General features: G+C 71.1%; 18 protein-coding genes. 13 read left to right on the forward strand and 5 right to left on the reverse strand.

What is annotated here, in order from left to right; translation table 11 throughout:
• Positions 1-27 precede the first annotated feature (27 nt).
• Together AB0M88_RS28050 and AB0M88_RS28055 are read right to left on the reverse strand one after the other, a co-directional pair.
• On the reverse strand, positions 28-939 hold the full coding sequence (locus tag AB0M88_RS28050) for an LAETG motif-containing sortase-dependent surface protein (protein WP_364107313.1): 912 nt from the start codon (positions 937-939) through the stop codon (positions 28-30).
• Between the two features lie 369 nt (positions 940-1,308).
• Entirely contained in the window at positions 1,309-2,832 is a 1,524-nt protein-coding gene (locus AB0M88_RS28055) for an LPXTG cell wall anchor domain-containing protein (protein WP_364107315.1), read from the reverse strand.
• A gap of 380 nt (positions 2,833-3,212) precedes the next feature.
• Here AB0M88_RS28055 and rsmD point away from each other — a divergent pair, with 380 nt between their 5' ends.
• The 9 genes from rsmD to mutM all read left to right on the forward strand — a co-directional run bounded on the left by rsmD (position 3,213) and on the right by mutM (position 9,556).
• Complete coding sequence (gene rsmD, locus AB0M88_RS28060; protein ID WP_364107317.1) at positions 3,213-3,776, forward strand: 16S rRNA (guanine(966)-N(2))-methyltransferase RsmD; 564 nt, start codon at positions 3,213-3,215, stop codon at positions 3,774-3,776.
• Positions 3,773-4,252 carry a pantetheine-phosphate adenylyltransferase gene (gene coaD, locus AB0M88_RS28065; protein WP_364107319.1) on the forward strand — a complete coding sequence of 160 codons (480 nt, stop codon included), beginning with the start codon at positions 3,773-3,775 and terminating at the stop codon, positions 4,250-4,252. The genes rsmD and coaD overlap by 4 nt, the downstream gene beginning before the upstream one ends.
• Before the next feature lie 99 nt (positions 4,253-4,351).
• Positions 4,352-4,846 (forward strand): hypothetical protein, encoded by a 495-nt coding sequence (locus AB0M88_RS28070; protein WP_364107321.1) that lies wholly within the window; start codon positions 4,352-4,354, stop codon positions 4,844-4,846.
• Between the two features lie 74 nt (positions 4,847-4,920).
• The gene (locus AB0M88_RS28075) at positions 4,921-5,484 is read left to right on the forward strand and encodes a DUF177 domain-containing protein (protein WP_364107365.1); all 564 of its coding nucleotides are present in this window, start codon (positions 4,921-4,923) and stop codon (positions 5,482-5,484) included.
• A gap of 5 nt (positions 5,485-5,489) precedes the next feature.
• Positions 5,490-5,663, forward strand: a complete 174-nt coding sequence (gene rpmF / locus AB0M88_RS28080) for a 50S ribosomal protein L32 (protein ID WP_364107323.1) — start codon at positions 5,490-5,492, stop codon at positions 5,661-5,663.
• A 65-nt stretch (positions 5,664-5,728) separates the two neighbouring features.
• Positions 5,729-6,667: a phosphate acyltransferase PlsX gene (locus AB0M88_RS28085; RefSeq protein WP_364107367.1), complete on the forward strand. Its 939-nt coding sequence runs from the start codon at positions 5,729-5,731 to the stop codon at positions 6,665-6,667.
• Positions 6,657-7,496 carry a ribonuclease III gene (gene rnc, locus AB0M88_RS28090; protein ID WP_364107325.1) on the forward strand — a complete coding sequence of 280 codons (840 nt, stop codon included), beginning with the start codon at positions 6,657-6,659 and terminating at the stop codon, positions 7,494-7,496. Before AB0M88_RS28085 ends, rnc begins: the two co-directional genes overlap by 11 nt.
• Complete coding sequence (locus AB0M88_RS28095; RefSeq protein WP_364107327.1) at positions 7,493-8,692, forward strand: hypothetical protein; 1,200 nt, start codon at positions 7,493-7,495, stop codon at positions 8,690-8,692. The genes rnc and AB0M88_RS28095 overlap by 4 nt, the downstream gene beginning before the upstream one ends.
• A gap of 12 nt (positions 8,693-8,704) precedes the next feature.
• Complete coding sequence (gene mutM, locus AB0M88_RS28100; RefSeq protein ID WP_364107329.1) at positions 8,705-9,556, forward strand: bifunctional DNA-formamidopyrimidine glycosylase/DNA-(apurinic or apyrimidinic site) lyase; 852 nt, start codon at positions 8,705-8,707, stop codon at positions 9,554-9,556.
• Here mutM and AB0M88_RS28105 read toward each other — a convergent pair.
• The 3 genes from AB0M88_RS28105 to AB0M88_RS28115 are packed head-to-tail and all read right to left on the reverse strand — an operon-like array spanning position 9,513 to position 13,095.
• Entirely contained in the window at positions 9,513-10,079 is a 567-nt protein-coding gene (locus AB0M88_RS28105) for a spherulation-specific family 4 protein (protein ID WP_364107331.1), read from the reverse strand. The two genes, mutM and AB0M88_RS28105, sit on opposite strands and share 44 nt — an antisense overlap.
• Positions 10,080-10,132: 53 nt before the next feature.
• A complete protein-coding gene (locus AB0M88_RS28110; RefSeq protein WP_364107333.1) occupies positions 10,133-11,530 on the reverse strand; it encodes a hypothetical protein in 1,398 nt (465 codons plus the stop codon).
• Positions 11,527-13,095, reverse strand: a complete 1,569-nt coding sequence (locus AB0M88_RS28115) for a DUF3492 domain-containing protein (protein ID WP_364107335.1) — start codon at positions 13,093-13,095, stop codon at positions 11,527-11,529. Before AB0M88_RS28115 ends, AB0M88_RS28110 begins: the two co-directional genes overlap by 4 nt.
• Positions 13,096-13,769: 674 nt before the next feature.
• Here AB0M88_RS28115 and AB0M88_RS28120 point away from each other — a divergent pair.
• From AB0M88_RS28120 to AB0M88_RS28135, 4 genes are all read left to right on the forward strand, one after another.
• Positions 13,770-13,964 carry a hypothetical protein gene (locus AB0M88_RS28120; RefSeq protein ID WP_364107337.1) on the forward strand — a complete coding sequence of 65 codons (195 nt, stop codon included), beginning with the start codon at positions 13,770-13,772 and terminating at the stop codon, positions 13,962-13,964.
• Positions 13,965-14,188: 224 nt separating this feature from the next.
• Positions 14,189-17,767: a chromosome segregation protein SMC gene (gene smc, locus AB0M88_RS28125; protein WP_364107339.1), complete on the forward strand. Its 3,579-nt coding sequence runs from the start codon at positions 14,189-14,191 to the stop codon at positions 17,765-17,767.
• Between the two features lie 3 nt (positions 17,768-17,770).
• On the forward strand, positions 17,771-18,388 hold the full coding sequence (locus tag AB0M88_RS28130; protein ID WP_364107341.1) for an HAD-IA family hydrolase: 618 nt from the start codon (positions 17,771-17,773) through the stop codon (positions 18,386-18,388).
• Between the two features lie 37 nt (positions 18,389-18,425).
• Entirely contained in the window at positions 18,426-20,501 is a 2,076-nt protein-coding gene (locus AB0M88_RS28135; protein WP_364107343.1) for a M1 family aminopeptidase, read from the forward strand.
• Position 20,502: the final 1 nt, after the last annotated feature.

Raw genomic sequence — 20,502 nt, forward strand, 5'->3', positions numbered from 1 at the left:
GACGCGCCCTTTACTTCGCGGTGCTTATCAGGCGGTGAACTTCATCTTCCGCCGGCGGGCCAGGAAGAAGGCGCCGCCACCGAGCAGGACCAGCGCGACAGCGCCGCCCGCGATCGGGGTGGAGGAGGAACCGGTGATCGCCAGGGCGGCCTGGGAGGTGCTGGGCGTGGCGGCCGGGCTGGAGCAGTCCTTCGGGGCCTCGTACGTGATCTTGGCCGTGTCCTTCGGGCTGCTCTTCAGCGAACCCGTGACGGTCAGGCCCTTGGACGCCGGGAAGTCGACGGTCTTGGTCTCACCGGGCTTCGCGGTAACGGTCTTGGTGTCGCCGACGCTCGGCTTGAAGACGCCGGTCTCGGACTGCTTCCAGTCCTTCGGCACCGTGACGCCCACGGTGAGGATGGTGCAGGTCTCGTTGTAGACCAGGTTCGGCTGGGTCTGCGGCACGTCGGGCGGCGTGGTGGTCGCCGTCGGGGCCGGAGACGTGGTGCTGGTCGGCGGCGGCGTCGTCGTCTCGCCCTTGCACAGCTCGGACGTTTTGTAAATCCAGCCGCTCTTCGCATGGGAGAAGACGTCCTGGTGGGCGAGGTGGAACGTCGCCGAGACGTCGATGCTGGCCTGCTCGTCGGTGGCCTTCAGCGTCTGGACGCCGACCAGTTTCCCGTTGGCGGGGATGGAAGCGTCCTTCTGGATGTTCGTCAGCGGGCTGTCGTTCGGGGTCTTGAGGACCTCGGAGATTTCGCCGCCGACGCCGGCGTCCTCGGCCGTCACCGTGTAGGTGATCTCCCAGGTGCCGTCAGCGTGGGCGCAGACGTTGGAGTGCTCGATGATGGGCCTGCAGGCCAGGGCCGGCGTCGCCAGGGCGGCGGCGAGGCCGAGGCCCAGGAACGTGCCGCCGATGACGGTAGCGCTGCGACGGAGCTTCTTGACTGACAGTTTCACGCCTTCTCCTGCGGATGGGGACAAAGATCAACGAGGAAGAAAGAGGCCCACTGTCACTCACATCGGGGCCTGCGACGACGCCTCCCCACGTCGTCGACACGGGGCCGTAACCACGTGCAACAGCGCCTGACCTTAGCGAGAAATAAAATTCTGGGAAGTCCCTCAGGGCCGCTTAAGGAGCTCGTTGCAGATCCGTGATCTTCCATACACGAAACGTCAGCGTATCGACGCTGAGAGTGCCGGTCAGATCGAAATCCGTGATTCGCCAATCACCGCTGGTAGGTGTGGATCAAGGGGCCAAAACCCTTGTGGCACAACGAAAAGGGCGCACCGGCCAAAGCCGGTGCGCCCTCTACTTGTCAGTGCTTATCAGGCGGTGAAGCGAACCTTACGACGCCGGGCGACGAAGAAGAACGCGCCACCGGCGATCAGCAGCACGACCGCACCGGCGGCGATGCTGGTGCCCGCGCTACCGGTGATCGGCAGGCTGCCGCCGCCGCTGTTGTTGCCGACCGGCACGGTGCAGACCAGCGCCTTGAGGGACGCCTTGATCTGCTTGAGGCCGTTGACGTCGACGGTGGCGACCTTGGAGGTGCCGGCCGCGAAGGTGGCCTTCGCCGAGGAACCGGCCGCGACGGTCAGCTCCTTCGACTCCTTGCCGTAGGTGACCTTGGCGACGGCCGGGGTGACACCCTCGGGGTTGGTCACGGTGATCGTGACGTCCTTGCAGGTGTTGGCGATCGAGACGGTCGGCGTCGCGCAGTCCGCCGGCACCTTCCAGGTGTAGGTCTGGGTGTCCATGCCCTCGCCGCTGACGGTGACGTCGCCGGCACCGGCCGGAACCTTCACCGAGTCACCCTTGCCGCCCGCCACGGTGACGGTCTTGACCTGGTCGCCGTATTTCACGGTGAAGGTCTCGTCGTACTTGCCGCTGTTCGACAGGTTGATCACCTGGGTGCCGTCACAGCTCGGGACCGAGGTGCTCGCCGGGGTGACGCAGGACTTGTCGCCGCCGTTGTACCAGGCCTGGTCGCCCTTCGAGCGGCTGCCGATGCCGGTCGTCGAGCCCAGCTTCTTGTCGTTGTAGCGGTCGCCGTGGTCGGTGATGGTCGGGATGACGTCCTGCGTGGTGCCGAAGAACGTGTCGACCTGCGTGTAGCACGGCGGGATCTTGACGGTCAGCGAGATCTCGCGGTGGTCCTGCGTCAGGGTGTCGCTCTGGGGCTGGTCGTACAGGTACTGCGGCACCGAGAACTCGGGCTTCGGCGCGTAGTACGAGACCGAGGTGACCGGGATCTGCACGCCCTCGCAGAGTGTGACGTCGTGCAGGTCGACGACCGTGGTGGCGGTGTCCTTGTCCACCTTGAACGTGTGGGTCAGGCGGCCCTTCTGCCCCAGCTGGTCCAGGTGCTTCGAGTCGACGCACTTGGGCCCGGACGGCTTGCAGCCGTGCCTGAGCTGAACCGTGGCGGTGTTGTCGTCCGACTTCGAGCTGTTGTCGACGGTCCCGTCGGGCCAGGTGGCCGTGAACGAGAGGGTCACGCTGTCGGCCTGGTCGACGATCTGGGTGTAGTGCACCACCGTGGCCTGGCTGGGGTCGTAACCCGCCGACTTCGAGATGACGCTGCCGTCAGCGAGCGGTTGGATCTTCGGTTCCACTGCCTTGGGCGCCTCGCCCTTGGGAAGGTGGAGGTCCGAGATCGTGGCGTCGCCCGGCCAGTCGTTGCGCAACTCCCAGGTGACCATGCTCTTGCCGTCCTGACAGCTGGCGACGCCGCTGACGGTGGCGTTGTGGGCGCTCGCGGGGCCGGCGATCGCCACAACTCCCGTCAGACCGATGACCGCACCGGCGAGGACGGTAGCCGTGCGGTGGAGTGAGGACTTGAATTTCACGCCTTCTCCTGCGGAGGGGGGACAGAGGATCAGGAAGGCAGGCGGAGGCCGCCGGCGTACTGCCTGCCGGGGCCTGCGACGACGCCTCCCCGCGTCGTCGACACGGGGCCGTAACCACGTGCAACAGGGGCTGACCCTAGCCACTCCGGACGGGTTGGGGAACTCCTCATGCTCGCCTAATGATCTTGATGCGAACTCGTGATCTTGATTCGACGGAGAGCGATCTCACCGGTGCGGCAAGTGGCGGACGGCATTCACGAACCTCACACAATCGGATGAATCAGTACGTAGCCGGTAAGAGTGTTTCCCGGGCGATAGTTGCCGGCCCGGATGGTGAAGTAACGTCGCCTCGTGCGGTACGACGTCGACGGTGGGGCGCATTGACCAGGATCATTGCCGGTGCACACGGTGGACGGCGTCTGGCCGCGCCGGCCGGTGCCACGACCCGGCCCACTTCGGATCGTGTCCGCGAGGCGTTCTTCAGTGCCCTGGAGTCGATGACCGACCTGTCCGGTGCGCGATTCGCCGACCTGTTCGCCGGGTCGGGGGCGGTCGGCCTGGAGGCGATCTCGCGCGGCGCCGCGTACGCCCTGCTGGTCGAGTCCGACGCCCGCGCCGCCCGGGTGATCCGCGACAACATCGTCGCCCTGCGGGCCGGCGCCGCCGCTCGCCTGGTGACCGGCAAGGTCGCGCAGGTCGTGGCCGCCCCGCCGGAGGCCGGCCCCTACGACATCGTCTTCGCCGACCCGCCCTACGCGGTGACCGACTCGGAACTGACCGAGACGCAGGAGATGCTGCTCGCCAACGGCTGGCTCGCCCCCGACGCCGTCGTGATCGTCGAGCGGGCGACCCGCGGCGGCGCGCTGACCTGGGTGGACGGCATCACTGCCGACCGCAGTCGCCGGTACGGCGAAACTACTCTTTGGTACGGTCGCCGATCATGAGACGAGCGGTGTGTCCCGGCTCCTTCGATCCGGTCACCAACGGCCACCTCGACATCGTCGGGCGGGCCAGCCGGCTCTTCGATGAGGTGATCATCGGAGTGCTGATCAACCAGTCGAAATCCGGTCTGTTCACCATCGAGGAACGTCTCGAGATGCTGAGCGAGGCGACCGCCGGTTACGAGAACGTCCGGGTGGCGGCCTTTCACGGCCTGCTGGTCGACTTCTGCCGGGCCCAGGGCGCCGCGGTGGTGATCAAAGGACTCCGCGCGGTCAGCGACTTCGACTACGAGTTGCAGATGGCGCAGATGAACATCGGGTTGTCCGGCGTGGAGACGTTGTTCATGCCGACGAATCCGCTCTATTCGTTCCTCTCCTCCAGCCTGGTCAAAGACGTGGTCAAGTGGGGCGGCGACGCGTCGTCCTACGTGCCCGACTTCGTCGGCGAGCGCCTGGTCACCCGCCTGCGCCAGAACTAGGGTCCCCGGCGCGCCGGACCTAGCCCGGCCGGGATGGCTGTGAGGCAGTAACGTGATCGCACCACAGCGTGGGTAGGGAATGACAGGAGTGTGGCACCGGTGGATCCGCTCGACCGCATCGACGAGATCATCGAACTCGTCCAGGAAGCGCGCTCCGTCCCGATGTCGCGGACGAACTTCATGTTCGATCGGGCCGACATGATCGAGCATCTCGACGTCCTGCGCTCGGAGCTTCCGTCGGAGCTGCGTAAGGCGGCCGCGGTGCTCGACGAGCGGGACCGCATCATCGAGGCCGGCCGTCGCGAGGCCGACCGCATCATCAGCGAGGGTGAGACCGAACACTCCCGGCTGGTCTCGGTGAACGAGATCACCGTCTCGGCCGAGCACGAGGGCGCCCGCGTCATCGCCGAGGCCCGCACCGAGGCCCAGCGGCTGCGTGAGGAGGTCGACGACTACGTCGACACCGCCCTGGCCAACTTCGAGCAGTTCCTCACCCGGGCCCTCGCCTCGATCGAGCGCGGCCGCGACAAGATGCACGCCCTGCGCGAGATCGGCACCTTCCAGGGCGAGGACGAGCGGCCGCTGCCCTTCTGACGACCCGGATTCGACGCTACCCCGGCAGCTCAGGTAACCTTTCCTGTCGGCCTCCCTATGGCTGAGAGTTCATGATGCCTAAATCACCGCAGAGTCACCTGGATCCCAGGCAACCGCTGGTCGTCGACACGACGAAGCTCCCGCGGCAGCCTGGTGCGACGCGTGCCCTCACGCGGTCGATCCCGGCACCGAAGGACCTCGGCCTGGAGCTGATCCGGGTCCCCGAGGGGTCGGAGCTCGATCTCGACCTCGTGCTCACGTCCGTTTCCGAGGGGGTCTACGTCAGTGGTCACGTCCGCGGTTCACTCACCGGTGAGTGCGGGCGCTGCCTCGGCGAGATCAGCGAGTCCTTCGACGTCTCGATCGCGGAGCTGTTCGCCTACGCGGACAGCACCACCGAGGAGACGACCGACGAGGACGAGGTGGGCCGGATGCAGGGCGACCTGCTCGACCTGGAGCCGGCGGTCCGGGACGCGGTGGTGCTCATGCTGCCGCCCAACCCGCTCTGCCGGCCGGATTGCCCAGGCCTGTGCCCCGAGTGCGGGGTGCATTTCGACGACCTTCCGGCCGATCACAGCCACGAGGACGTCGATCCCCGCTGGGCCGCTTTGCGTAATCTCACGAACAACGAGGAGTAAGTACCGTGGCCGTCCCCAAGCGCAAGATGTCGCGCAGCAACACCCGGTCCCGCCGGGCGAACTGGAAGGCGACCGCGGTCGTGACCCAGGCCTGCCCGCAGTGCAAGTCGCCGAAGCTGCCGCACACCGCCTGCTCGGTCTGCGGCACCTACAACGGCCGTCAGGTCCTTGAGGTCTGAGCGTCGCCTAAGTGACGCGCCCTGCCTTCGGGCGGGTCGCACCTGAGCATTGGCGAACCACCGGTGTGCCGGCTCCCGATCGGGAGCCGGTCACCGCGCGGATCGCCGTCGACCTCCTCGGCGGGGACCACGCTCCCGCCGTCGTGGTTGACGGCGCTCTGCGCGCCTGCCAGGCCGATCCGGCCCTACACCTCATTCTCGTCGGCCCGACAGATGCGGCCGGCGAGCTTCTCGCTGCCCTCGACCCGGCCGCTCACGCGCGCGTCACCACGCTGGCGCTGAGCAAGGAACCGGACGCGGAAACCGGCGTGCGAACAGCCGTGCTGGCGGTCGCCCAGGGCGCCGCCGACGCCGTCGTCTCGGCCGGCAACACCGGTGCCACGGTCACCTCGGCCGCGCTCAGCCTGGGCCGCTGGCCGGGCGTACGCCGTCCTCCGCTCGCCGCCGTCCTGCCCACCGAGGCCGGCCGCCTGGTCCTGCTCGACGTCGGCTCCTCGGTCGACCCGGACGCGCCGACCCTGGCCACCCACGCCCGTCTGGGCGCCGCTTACGCCTCGGTCGTCCACCGCGTCGCCGAGCCCCGGGTCGGCCTGCTCACCATCGGCACCGAGCGCGGCAAGGGCGATCGCCTGCGACGCGAGCTGCCCCGCATCCTCAGCCGTCTCGCCCTCCCGGGCGGCGCCCGTTACGCCGGCCTGGTCGAGGGCAACGACGTCGTTCTGGGCGCGGCCGCCGACGTCGTGGTGACGGATGGATTCACCGGAAACGTGCTGCTCAAGGGCCTCGAGACGGCGTACGCCCGGTTCGGGGCGCCCGGATCGCCGGAGCTGGCGCCGCCGCGCGCCGCGATTCTTCTCGGCGTCGACGGCATCGTCGTCGTCTGCCATGGTGCCGCCGAAGGCGCCGATGTGGCGGCGGGCATCGCCTTCGCCGCCGACCTGCACCGCCGAGCCGCCGTGGCGGCGATCGAAGAGATGATCAACGAGGTGTCCCATGATGAGTGACAAGCGCCGCCGGCCGCCGACCGCTCCGCTGGAGGAGGCGTTCGGGGTGCCGTTCGAGCCCGGCCTTCTCGAGCGCGCGCTCACCCACCGGTCCTACGCCTACGAGAACGGTGGCCTGCCGACCAACGAACGGCTGGAGTTCCTGGGCGACTCGGTGCTCGGCGTGGTGATCACCTCGGCGCTGTTCCACAACCACCCCGACCTGCCCGAGGGTCAACTGGCCAAGCTCCGGGCGAGCGTGGTCAACATGCACGCGCTGGCCGACGTCGCGCGCGGCCTCGGCCCGCTCGGGCTGGGCCCGCACCTGCTGCTCGGCAAGGGCGAGGAGACGACCGGCGGCCGCGACAAGGCGAGCATCCTGGCCGACACGCTCGAGGCGCTGCTCGGCGCGATCTATTTGGAACACGGCCTGGATATCGCCGGGCAGGTGGTCCACCGGCTGTTCGACCCGCTGATGGCCGAGTCGGCCGGGCGGGGCGCTGCGCTCGACTGGAAGACCAGCCTGCAGGAGCTGACGGCGGCGCTCGGGCTGGGCGTCCCCGACTACGTGATCGAGGACTCCGGGCCCGATCACGCCAAGACCTTCACCGCCTGGGTCGTGGTGGCCGGCGAGCGCTACGGCGGCTCCGAGGGCCGCAGCAAGAAGCAGGCCGAGCAGCGGGCGGCGGCGGCCGCGTGGCGCACGTTGAGCGAGCGCCAGGCCTCGGCCAACGGCAACAAGCCGGCCGACCACAGGCCGGGTGCCGCAAAGCCGGCTGACGAGAAGCCGGCTGACGAGAAGCTGGGTGCCGAGAAGCTGGGTGCCGAAAAGCCGGACGAAGCGGAGTGAGCCTGACCGAGGAACAGAAAACCAGCGACCCGGCGCCGGCTTCCGGCGGCGACAGCCTTTGGCGTACGGCCGGGGCCTGGCGCGGGGTCGGCATCGCGTTCGGCGTCTACGTGGTGACCCGAATCGCCCAGCTGGCGATGGTGGTCTGGCTCGACCACTCCACGCCGCACGCGGGTGGGCTGCGCGGCCGGCTGCTGGTGTGGGACGCCGGCTGGTTCCTCAAGGTCGCGACCACCGGTTACCCGCACGGCTACACCGAGGACATGGCGGGCCAGCTGCAGGGCAACGAGCTGGCGTTCTTCCCGGGCTACCCCATGCTGATCAAGCTGTTCGCGTTCGTCGGGTTCGACCCGCGGACCGCGGCGATCGGCGTGAGCTGGGTGGCCTCGGCCGGTGCCGCGATCGGGCTCTACCTGCTCGGCACGAGCCTCTACAACCGCCGTACGGGCTATGCCCTGGCCGCGCTCTGCATGACCGCCCCGGTGTCGATCGTCTTCTCGATGGCGTACTCGGAAGGGGTTTTCCTGGCCTTCGTGGCCGGGATGCTGGTCGCCGCCCACCGCCGGGTGTGGTGGGCGGCCGGCCTGCTCGGGCTGGCCGCCGCGCTGACCCGCCCGACCGGTGCCGCGGCCGCGCTCGCCCTGGCCGTGGCCGCGCTGATGGAGGTCGCCCGCATCCGCCGGGAGCGCGACGCGAGCATCTGGCCGCCGATCGCGGCCGCCGCCGTCGCGCTGGCCGGCGTGCCCTCGTTCCTGATCTGGGTCGGCAACCGGGTCGGGGATCCGACCGCCTGGTTCCGCATTCAGGCCGCCGGCTGGGGCACCTCGTTCGACTACGGCACCAGCACGGTCAACTTCCTGAACACGACGCTGACCCTGGGCGACGGCTGGGTCCCGATCAGCGTCGCCCTGATCCTGATCGTGGCCGCGGTGGCGGCGGTGATCGCGCTGATCGGGAAGCCCTGGCTGCCGCTCGCGGTTTACGGGGTCGTCGCCATGGGGCTGGTCTACGGCCAGGCCGGTTTCTACCATTCGAAGCCGCGCCTGCTCGTGCCCGTACTGTTGACGCTGCTGCCGGCCGCGATCGCCGCCGGTCGCGCCCGCCCGCGGGTCGCGGTGCTGTCGATCGCCGCCTGGGCGGTGTTCGGCCTCTGGTACGGCGCCTACCTGGTCGCTGTCTGGCCCTACACGATCTGAACAGGAGTAGCAGTGCCTGAATTGCCCGAGGTCGAGACCGTACGGCAGGGCCTGTCCAAGTGGGTGGCCGGCCGCACGATCAAGGCCGTCGAGGTGCACCACCCCCGGTCGATCCGCCGGCACCTGCCCGGCGACGCCCACTTCATCGCGATGCTGACCGGGCGCACCATTCTGGACGCGTCCCGGCGCGGCAAGTACCTCTGGCTCCCGCTCGACTCCGGCGACGCGATCATCGGTCACCTCGGCATGAGCGGCCAGCTGCTGATGCAGCCGGCCGGCGCCGAGGACGAGAAGCACCTGCGGGTCCGCTTCACGTTCACCGACGGCGGGCCCGAGCTGCGCTTCGTCGACCAGCGCACGTTCGGCGGCCTGTCGGTCAGCGAGGACGGCGCCGAGCTGCCGCACGAGATCTCGCACATCGCCCGCGACCCGATGGACGAACTCTTCGACGACGAGCAGTTCATCGACCGCTGGCGGGCCAAGCACACCGAGGCCAAGCGGGCCCTGCTCGACCAGACGCTGATCTCCGGCGTCGGCAACATCTATGCCGACGAGGCCCTCTGGCGGGCGCGGCTGCACGGCGCGCGCCCGACCGACCAGATGATCAGGCCGGCCGTACGCCGCCTGCTCGGTCACGTCCGCGACGTGCTGGGCGAGGCCATCGTGGCCGGTGGCACCAGCTTCGACGAGCTGTACGTCAACGTGAACGGCGAGAGCGGCTACTTCGAGCGCTCGCTCAACGCGTACGGCCGGGAGGGTGAGCCGTGCCGTCGCTGCGGCACGATCATGCGCCGGGAGCAGTTCATGAACCGCTCCTCGTTCAGCTGTCCCCGCTGCCAGCCCCGCCCGCGTGTGCGGCACTGAGATGCGGGCTGGCGTCGGTGGCCAGCCCGAACCCGGCGCCCCGGCGTCCCATCAGCCGGCGGGCGGCGGTCAGTAACGCGGTCGGCACGCCGTGCACGATGTGCCCGTCGCCCGCTCGCACCCCGTCCCCGGCCCAGCTCTGATAGGCCGACCACGGCCCCTCGAAGGTGCAGATCCGCATCCCGAGGTCGCGATAGAGCGGATGGGTGGGCACGCCCGGGTTGAGTACGACCCGGTGCAGGCCTCGCCGGGCGGCGAGCCGGATGGTGAGGGCGACCGGCCCGACCCCGCCCGAGCCGGCCGGCGCCCGGTCGAGGAACAGGCCTTCGGCGCCGTCCTCGCGCCAGGCCTCGACGTCGGCCAGCACGTCGGCCAGCGAGCGGCTGCCCCAGTCGAGGTCGACGCGGCCCAGCGACTGGTGCAGGCTGCGGCGCTCGCCGGGTGTCTCCCGCACGATCCAGGTCTCGGCGTCCAGCTCCAGCTCGGGGGACGGGTGGGCGTACGGGGGGAACAGTGTCTTCACGATGTTCTCCTCTTCAGCGTTGAGGACGGATGGCGGTGAGCTCGGCGGCGCGTTCAGCGTTGGCGGTGGGTGGCGGTGAGCGCGATGACGACGAGGCCGACGGCGTGGGTCGCGGCGAGCACGGTGACCGCGTCGGGCAGGGCGCCGGCCGACGGCACCGGCAGCAGCGGCAGGGCGGCCACGGCGAGCGGCGGCGTGGCGGCCACGGCCGCGGCCACCCCGCTCCGGGTGCGCGCGGCCAGCAGGAACGTGATCGCGAAGACGCCGCCGAGCAGGGTTCCGCCGGCCAGTTCCAGCACCCCGGCCCGGGTGCCCTGCAGCTCGGCCAGCTCGATCGGCATCCGGTAGGCGGCGACCGCCAGCGCGCAGCCCACCGCCAGCGGCGGCAGCAGCCCGGCCAGCGTGATCAGCGTGACCCCGCGGACCCGCTTGCCGTAGTCGGCGCCGCTCTCGGTCGCGTCCAGCGCCGCCTCGACCTGGTCGCTGTGCCAGCCGATCAACGCCTCCAGGATCGGCACCGCGAGCAGCAGCGGCAGCCAGAACGGCATGGTCGACCCGGACGGACCGGCCCGCCAGAGCAGCCCCACGCAGATCGCCTGGGACGCGCCGATGATCAGATAACCGCCGCCTCGCCGGATCTCGGCGCCGGTCGGCCGGGCCGGCCGACCCGGCTTGCCGGGCAGGAACAGCGGGCGGAAGGCCCGGATCGCGGCGACCACGATCGCGGCCGGCAGCAGGGTGTCGATCGGCACCGGGATCGGCAGGGCGAACCCGGCCGTCCCGGCCAGGGCGATGCCGGCCAGCAGCCAGCAGGGCAGGCTCCACCGTACGATCGCCGCCGCGGCCCGGGTGACCACCGCGGCCGTGACGGTGGCCAGCGAGGTCAGTCCGCCGAGCCCGATCACCAGCGCGAGCACCCGGTGCGGGCCGAGCAGGGCCGTGGGGGCGACCCAGACGAGCGCCGACCAGAGACCGGCCACCGCCGCGAACCCGCCGCCGATCAGCCGGGCCGCCGCGGCCGGGCCGCCTCGCCGGGCGACCGCGACACCGGCGCTGGTCAGGGCCTGCGCCGCGGTCCAGCCGAGCAGCAGCGTGAGTAGCGGGACCGGCCAGGCGACCTGGCTCAGCGGCCCGGCGCCGGCCACGGCGACGCTGAGTGGCCCGAGGTAGAGGCCGCAGCGCAGGAGGGCGGCGCCGAGGTAGTAGCGGCGTACCGGGGCCCGGCGGCTGCCCCGGACGGGCGCGGCGTGCCGGAACCGGAGGGTGGTCGGGTCCTCCAGGCGGTCGGTCTCGGACGGCGCGGCCGGCGGGTGCGCGGCCGGCGGGACCGGCTCGGGCGGGGCGACCGGAATCGGCGGGTCGGAGAGCGAGTGCCGGGGCTCGGCGGCCGGGCGGCGCCGCGACCGGATCGCGGTGTTCGGCCGGCGTGGCCGCGACGGCGTGATCGTCATGCGGGGTCTCCTTCGACGGGGCCGCCGGCCATGGCCGGCGTGGTCGCCTCTTCGGCCCGGGCCAGCCAGCGCATGGTCGTCGGCGGTACGGCTCGGGGGGCGGGCACGGCGAGCGCCAGCTCGAAGACCGGCGGCAGCGGCGGCGAGGCCAGGTCGGCATAGAGCGCGCCGTAGACGCGTACCACCCGGTCGTTGGTGAAGTGGGTGAGCGCGCGCCGCCGGGCCGCGTCGCCGAGCGCGCGGCGCCGGTTCGCAGACCGCAGCAGGTCGACGATCGCGATCGCGAGCTCGGCCGGGTCGCCCGGCTGCACGAGTACCCCGGCGTCGCCGAGCGTCTCGGCGGCCGGCCCCACGTCGACCCCGACGATCGCCCGGCCCGACATCATGGCCTCGATCAGCCGGTACGGCGGATCACCCGGCCCGGGCACGTGCGCGACGACGTGCCCGAGGGTGTAGCGGTCGCGCGGGTCGGCCGGCAGCGGGTGCAGCCGGACCGCCCGGCCCAGTCCGGTGCGCTCGATCTGTTCGGCGCAGTGGTCCTCGTGCGCCGCCGTCACCCCGACCAGGTGCAGCACCGTCCCCGGGAGCGCGGACGCGACCTGCTCGAAGGCGGCCAGCAGCGGGGTGAGGCCGCTGTCCGGGCCGCCGCTGCCGGCCCAGACCACCGCCGGCTCGGTCTCCGGCTCGGCGGCGCCCGGATATTCCGACGGGTCCACCCCGGCCGGCACCTGGACCAGCCGGTCGGCCTGGGCGCCGTGCTCGAGGGCCCAGCCGTGGTGGTAGGCGCTCAGGGGGGCGATCAGGCCCGCTTCGGCGTACCCGGTGCGGGCGACCGCGGCCCGGAACCGGCGCAGCACGGTACGCACCGCCGGGGAGAGCCGTTCCTCGGCCGGCCTCTGCCGGGCGACCGGTGCCCGAGCCTCGGTGAGCAGCAGCGGCGTGCCCGAGCGCCAGCGTCCGCCGAGCGCGCTGAGCAGCGGCGTCGTCCCGCCCACGCAGTGCACCAGGTCGCTCTCCGGCACCTCCACGGCGAGGGCGCCGAGCGCGTGCTTGAGCAGCGTCGCCGCCGTACGCGCATCCCGCGTGCTCAGCCGGGGGAGCGGCAGCTGATCCGCCCCGACGACCGCCTTGCCGGTCCGCCACGCCTGCTGCAGCGCGTCGGCGAGGGGCAGCCCGGCGACGACCGCCGGTCGCTCGACGGCCGGCTCGGCGATCTGCCGCAGCCCCTGGGCGAACAATTGATCGGAGTGTTCAGCTTCACCGAGCATGCCCCGGCAGAGCAGCCCGGCGGCGCGCTGGACGGCGTCGGCGTCGGTACCGCGCCGGCGTTCGGCGCGGCGCACTTCCCGGCCGATGGCGACGGCCCGGGTGGAGCCGACGTTGAGCGGCAGCGGGTACGCGGGTGCGGACGGCGGTTCGCGGTCCGTGACGGTGAGCAGTTCGAAGCGGAACCGGCGCAGCCCCTCGACGAGGGTCCGGCACCATCCGCTGAGCGCATCTCGCCGGTACGGGTACCCGCCGCCGGTGAGCAGGCAGATGCGCTCTCGCGACGGGGTCGATTTCACGAAGGCTGCAACGACGCAGCGCGGCCACACCGGCGGAACGTGTCGCCTAAACGACAGAATTTGGCGGTCTTTGCCCGATTTGTCGTCCGGAATGTCCGAAAGATTTGGTTTCTCATTCTCCGGAGCGGGCCGACGCGCCCCGGGAGTGGGGTCGGCGGGCGGGAGGCGGCGCCGGCGCCGGTGCCGGGGCGCGGGAGCAGACGGTCGTCGCGGGCACCGAGGGGGTTGCGGTGCGGGCGATCCGCGCGGATCCGTCCGGGCGCTGCCTCCCCGCCCGCCGAGGGCCGAGGAGATTGACGGAGGTCACCGTAAGCGGCCGGTGGGCGAAGGGGCAAACCTCCTAAGGCAGAAATAAGCCCTGGTAAAAACCCGCTTGCGTGGCATGATTCACTTGCTTCCCGGCCAGGACGGCGGTGCCCACGGCTTGACGGAGCGTGGATATCGGCGGACTATGGAGCTGTCGCCAGTCGCGCCCACTCATGCCCGGTTACAGCTTGGTGTGAGTGATCTGCACCTTTAAGAACCATATGAGGGTGCATGATTCTGTGCTCATGCGTGCCCGTGAGCCCAGATGTTCGGGTGCATGCTCGGCGCGCGTCAGACGGCTTTCCGGCGTTGACGCACAGACAAAAAGACGCGGCACCACAAAGAAGCATTGCTTCCAAGGAGTCACCATGGCGAAGGCCCTCTACGGCCACGTAGGTGCGGCGCCCGACCGGCGCCTGCTCGACGAGGTCACCCGACTGCGGTCCAGGGTGTCGGCTCTGGAGTTCGAGATCACCCGCCTGCGGGCGGAGAATGATCGTCTGGCGGCCGCTGCGGCCGAGGCGGACGACATTCTGCGGCTGACCGAACCGGCGCTGACCTGATCTGGTCGGGAACCACCTCCGATCGCCGAGACCCGGCGATCCTGTCCCTCCCCTCGTAACGCAGCAACACCGCGAAACCGCGCGCCTCCACACCGTGGCGGCGCGCATCTTTTTGTCCGGTTTTTCCGTGGCGGCATGCCACATGAGCGCGGCGTTTACGGCAGGTGACCAGGGCTGCGGGTAGCCTGCACCGAAGTACGCGTACCACCGACCCCCGGAGATCCGTGCACCTCAAGAGCCTGACGGTGAAAGGCTTCAAGTCTTTCGCCTCCGCTACGACGCTGCGGCTGGAGCCGGGCATCACCTGTGTGGTGGGCCCCAACGGCTCCGGCAAGTCCAACGTCGTCGACGCCATCGCCTGGGTCCTCGGCGAGCAGGGCGCCAAGGCGCTGCGCGGCGGCAAGATGGAGGACGTCATCTTCGCCGGCACGGCCGGCCGGGCGCCGCTGGGCCGCGCCGAGGTGACTCTCACGATCGACAACAACGACGGCGCGCTGCCGATCGAGTACACCGAGGTGTCGATCACCCGCCGCATGTTCCGCGACGGCGCGAGCGAATACGAGATCAACGGCAACGCCTGCCGCCTGCTCGACATCCAGGAGCTGCTGAGCGACTCCGGCATCGGCCGCGAGATGCACATCATCGTCGGCCAGGGCCGGCTCGACGCGATGCTGCACGCCAAGCCGGAGGACCGCCGCGCCTTCGTGGAGGAGGCGGCCGGTGTCCTCAAGCACCGCAAGCGCAAGGAAAAGGCGGTCCGCAAGCTCGACGCGATGCAGGTCAACCTCAACCGGCTGAACGACCTGACCGCCGAGCTCCGCCGCCAGCTCAAGCCGCTCGGCAAGCAGGCCGAGGTGGCCCGGCGCGCGGCCGGCATCCAGGCCGACCTGCGCGACGCCCGGCTCCGGCTGCTCGCCGACGACCTGCACACGCTGCGCACCACACTCGACAAGGAGATCGCCGACGAGTCGGCGATGCGCGACCGCCGCGAGCAGATCGAGGCCGAAAACCGCGAGATCCAGCGCTGGCTGGCCGACCTCGAGGCGGCCCACGCGGAGGACGCGCCGCTGCTCCAGGCGGCCCAGGACACCTGGTACAAGCTGGCCGCGCTGCAGGAACGCTTCCGGTCGACCGAGCAGCTGGCCACCGAGCGGCTGCGCCACCTGTCCGCCCCCGGCGACGAGGAGCGTTCGGGCCGCGACCCCGACCAACTGGTCGCCGAATCGGAACGGGTGCGCGAGCAGGAAGAGGAACTCCGCGAGGCGCTGACCGAGGACCAGATGCGCCTGGCCGAGGCCGTCGAGAGCCGCCAGGAACTGGAACGCCAGCTTGCGGCTGCGGAGGGCGCCCTGCGTACGGCCGCGAAAGCGATCGCCGACCGGCGTGAGGGCCTCGCCAAGCTGACCGGCAACGTCAACGCGGCCCGGGCGCGCACCGAAGGTGCCGCCGAGGAGATCGAGCGGCTGGCCGCCGCGCACACCGACGCGATGATGCGGGCCGAGGCCGCACAGGCCGAGGTCGACGCGGTGTCCGCCGAGTCGACCGAGGCCGACCGCGACAATGTGGAGCTCGACGCGCGGCACGCCGAGGCGCAGGCCGAGCACGACAAGGCCGCCGCGGTGGTGCGCGAGCTGTCGGACGCCGAGCGGGCGGCCGAGAAGGACGCGGCGAGCTGGAAGGCGCGCGAGGAAGCCCTCGCGATGGGCCTGCGCCGCAAGGACGGCGCCGGCGCGCTGCTGGCCCGGGCCGGTCAGGTGCCGGGCCTGCTCGGCAGCCTCGCCTCGATGCTGACCGTCCAGGCCGGTCATGAGGCCGCGCTGGCGGCCGCGCTGGGCACGCTGGCCGACGCCGTCACCCTCGCCGGGGTCGACGAGGCGATCGAGGCGATGCGCACGCTCAAGATCGCCGACGCCGGGCGGGCCGACCTGGTGGTGGCCGGCTCGGCGGCGCCGGGCATGCAGGGGCCGCTGGACGCACTGCGCCCGGCCCTGCCCGAGGGCGCCGTCTGGGCGCCCGACGTGGTCTCCTGCCCCGACAACATCCGTCCGGCGCTCAACCGGGCGCTGCGCGACGTGGTGCTGGTGCCCGACCTCGCGGCGGCGGCCCGGCTGGTCGCGCACAACGGCGAGCTGCGCGCGGTCACACCGGACGGTGACGTGCTCGGCGCCTACGCGGCGGCCGGTGGTTCGGGCAAGGCCACCAGCTACATCGAGGTGCAGGCGGCGGTCGACGAGGCCAAGGCCAAGCGGGCCGCGGCCGAACAGTCGATCGGCGAGCTCAAGGCCCGGCTGGCCGAGGCGCGGGCCGAAGTGGGCGTACGGAAAGAGGCGGTGAACGTCGCCGCCCAGGCCAAGCGGGCCGCCGAGGGCGAGCGCAACGCGGCCGCCCGCCGGCTCGCCGAGCTCGGCGCGGCCGCCCGGTCGGCCAAGGCCGAGACCGAGCGTCTCGGCGCGGCCCGGCAGAAGGCCGAGTCGGCCCGCGAGACCGACCTGATGCGGGTGGCCGAGCTCGAGGAACGGCTGCAGCTGGCCGAGGACACCCCGCTCGACGAGGAACCCTCCACCGAGGAGCGCGACACGCTCGCCGCCCTCGTGCCGCAGGCCCGGCAGAACGAGATGGAGGTCCGGCTCGCCGTGCGGACGGCCGAGGAGCGCGTCGCCTCGATCGCCGGGCGCGCCGACTCGCTGCTCCGGCAGGCCAACGCCGAGCGTCAGGCCCGGGAACGGGCCGCCGCCCGCCGGGCCGCCCGCGCCCGGGGAGCCGAGATCGCCCGCGCGGTCGCGCTGGGTGCCCGCGGGGCGCTCGGCCGCGTCGCGGTCTCGCTGACCGCGGCGGTGGAGGCTCGCGACGAGCTGGCCCAGGCGCGTACGGCGCGGGAAGCCGAGCTGCAGGAGGTCCGGGCGAACGCCAAGCGGCTGTCGTCGGAGTTCGAGCGCCTGACCAACGAGGTGCACCGCGACGAGGTGGCCCGGGCCGAGCAGCGCATGCGCATCGAGCAGCTGGAGGCCAAGGCGGCCGAGGACTTCTCGCTCGACGTCGACACGCTGATCGGCGAGTACGGGCCCGAGCAGCTGGTGCCGCCGAGCGCGGCCGAGACGGCCCAGGCCGAGAAGGACGGCAAGCCGGTCCCCGACCCGGCGCCGTTCCACCGGCCGACCCAGGAAAAGCGGGCCAACCGGGCCGAGCGCGACCTGCAGCTGCTGGGCAAGGTCAACCCGCTGGCCCTGGAGGAGTTCGCGGCGCTCGAGGAGCGCTTCAAGTTCCTCTCCGACCAGCTGGAAGACCTCAAGGCGACCCGGAAAGACCTGCTGACCGTGGTCAAGGACGTCGACGACCGCATCCTCGAGGTCTTCACGTCGGCCTTCGAGGACACGGCCCGCGAGTTCCAGGCCGTCTTCCAGGTGCTGTTCCCGGGCGGCGAGGGCCGGCTCGTGCTGACCGACCCGGAAGACATGCTGACCACCGGCGTCGAGGTCGAGGCCCGGCCGCCGGGCAAGAAGATCAAGCGGCTGTCGCTGCTCTCCGGCGGCGAGCGCTCGCTGACCGCGGTGGCCATGCTCTGCGCGATCTTCCGGGCCCGCCCCTCGCCCTTCTACATCATGGACGAGGTCGAGGCGGCCCTCGACGACGTCAACCTGGGCCGGTTGATTACCCTCTTCGAACAGTTGCGGGAGAAGAGCCAGCTGCTCATCATCACGCACCAGAAGCGCACGATGGAGGTCGCCGACGCCCTCTACGGCGTGACCATGCGCTCCGGCGTCACCCAGGTGATCAGCCAGCGCCTCAAGACCTCGGAGGACTGATCTGTGGCGCAGCGCGACCCGGCCCGGGCCCTGCTGATCGACTTCGACGGGGTGCTGCGCCGGTGGGACCCCGCGCCCATGATCGCGGTCGAGCTGAAGTACGGCCTCAAGCCGGCCGCGTTCCTCGAGACCGCGATGGAGTGGGACATCTACCGCCCGGCCATGGCCGGCGAGATCACCCACGCGGATTGGATGCGGATGGTGGCGTCGCGGCTCCCGCTCGAGCCCGCTGACGCGGCCTCGGCGGTCGCCGAGTGGCAGGCTTACCGCGGCGAGGTCGATCCGGAGGCGCTTGCTTTCGTACGCGAGGTGCGAGCCGCCGGGCGCAAGGTCGGGCTGGCCACCAACGCCACCGACCTGCTCAGCGCCGACCTGGAACGGCTGGAGCTGACCGGCGAGATCGACGTCGTGATCAACTCCTGGGACCTGAAGATCCACAAGCCGGCCCCGGAATACTTCGCCCGCGCCGCCGAACTGATCGGCGAGCAGCCCAAGCACATCCTGTTCGTCGACGACGACGACCGCGCGGTGCGGGGCGCCCGGGCAGCCGGCATGTCGGCGTACCGCTGGACCGGGCCGCAGCACCTGCCGTATCTGCGCAAGGCTCTTGAATTGCCCTGATGCCACACCCGGGTGCCTGCCTTACGTCTACATAGGCATGATGCGAACAGCCTCGGCGCTGCTGGCCGCGATTCTCTTCACGCCCGGCGCCTCCGGCATCGGCGACTCCTACTATCCGCTCGACGGCAACGGCGGCTACGACGTCCGGCACTACGGGCTCGACCTCGGCTATCAACCGGCCACCGGTGACCTGCGCGGCGTCGCGACGATCGCGGCGCGGGCGACCCAGAACCTCTCCTCGTACGACCTCGATCTCGACGGGCTCACCGTGCGATCGGTGATCGTCGACGGGCGGCCCGCCGGGTGGAGGCGCGACGGCAACGAGCTGGTGATCACGCCGGCGGCCGGCCTGCGCTCCGGAGGCGCGTTCACGACCGTGGTGACTTACGACGGGCGGCCGCAGGCGATCGATGATCCGTACATCGGGACGTCCGGCTTCCTGCGTACGGCCGATGGGGTCACCGTCGCGGGCGAGCCGCACGCGGCCGCGACCTGGTTCCCGGTCAACGATCATCCGAGCGACAAGGCCGCGTACACGTTCGAGGTGACCGTCCCGGACGGTCTTTCGGTCGTCGCCAACGGCTCTCTGGCCGGCCGGGCGGCCCACGCGGACAAGACCACGACGTGGACTTGGAACGCGACCGATCCGATGGCGTCCTACCTGGCGACGATCTCGGTCGGCAGGTACAGCGTCAAGGCCTACCGCGAGGACGGCGTCCAGATCACCGACGCGGTCGCCAAGTCGTTGGAGGGGCCGGCGGTCGCCGCGCCCGCCACCGGACAGCGGCTGGCCTGGTCGGGGGCGGAGATCCCGGCCTACAAGCGGCTGACCCACACGATCGCGGTGCCGGCCGGCGGCGCCACCCTCGGCTTCGACGTGGACGCCGAGGCGGCCGACACCGGCTATTTCATGGTCGAGGCGCACACCGTCGGCCAGGACGACTGGACCACGCTGCCCGACTCCACCGGATACACCGGCGACTGGGCGGGCAACATGTGCCTCGCGTTCGACACCCACCCGTTCCTCGCCCATTACCTGACCAGGAACGCGGACGGCACCTGCGCGCCGAACGGGACGACGGGCAGCTGGAACGCCGAGTCGTCGGCCAACTACGGCGGGGAGTGGCTGAACTGGCAGGTCGACCTCGGGGCGTACGCCGGCCGGACGGTGGAGATCGCGCTGACCTACGTGACCGCGAAGCCGACCGGGTTTGACGGGCACACCCAGCGCACCGGCATCTACCTGGACGACGTCCAGGTCTCGACCGGGTCGGGCAGCACCTCGTTCGAGACCGGCGACGACCCGTGGAGCACCCCCGCCGCGCCGGCCGGCAGCCCGGCCAACCCGACGACATGGCGCTCGGTCACCGTCGATCAGCTGCCGATGCGGGCCGAGGGGCAGATCGCGCACAACGCGCTCGACCGGGAGCCCGAGATCCTGCGGTTCCTGGCCCAGAACTTCGGGCCCTACCCGTTCGGCACCTCGGGCGGCATCTTCAGCGACGCCGACTTCGGCTTCGCGCTGGAGACCCAGACCCGGCCCACCTACAGCTCGACGTTCCTCTACGACCAGGACAACACCACCAGCACGGTCGTGCACGAGCTGGCCCATCAGTGGTTCGGCGACAGCGTGTCGATCGAGCAGTGGAAGGACATCTGGCTCAACGAGGGGTTCGCCACCTACGCCCAGTGGCTGTGGAACGAGCACGAGGGCGTGCAGACGGCGCAGCAGTTCTTCGACTTCGCGTACGACGAGCTGCCCGCCGACGATCCGACCTGGAGCGGCGCGCTGGACGACCAGGGCGTGAACGGCATGGACAACACGTACGGCCGTGGCGCCCTGGCCCTGCAGGCGCTGCGCATGACGGTCGGCGACAGCACCTTCTTCAAGATTCTGAAGGCGTGGACGGTCCAGAAGGCGGGTGGCAACGGCACCAGCCACGACTTCGCCGTCCTGGCGAGCCGGGTGGCCAAGCGTGACCTGAGCGGGTTCTTCACCGCGTGGGTCTTCAGCCCGGGTAAGCCGCCGCGTCCGGCCGGCCCGTCGGCCGTGGCCGGTGCTCACGGGCGGGCTCCGGCGCCGGGATTCGGTCCCCGGCGCCCGCGCTACTGAG

This window comes from Actinoplanes sp. NPDC051411, assembly GCF_040682075.1.
Lineage (GTDB): Bacteria > Actinomycetota > Actinomycetes > Mycobacteriales > Micromonosporaceae > Actinoplanes.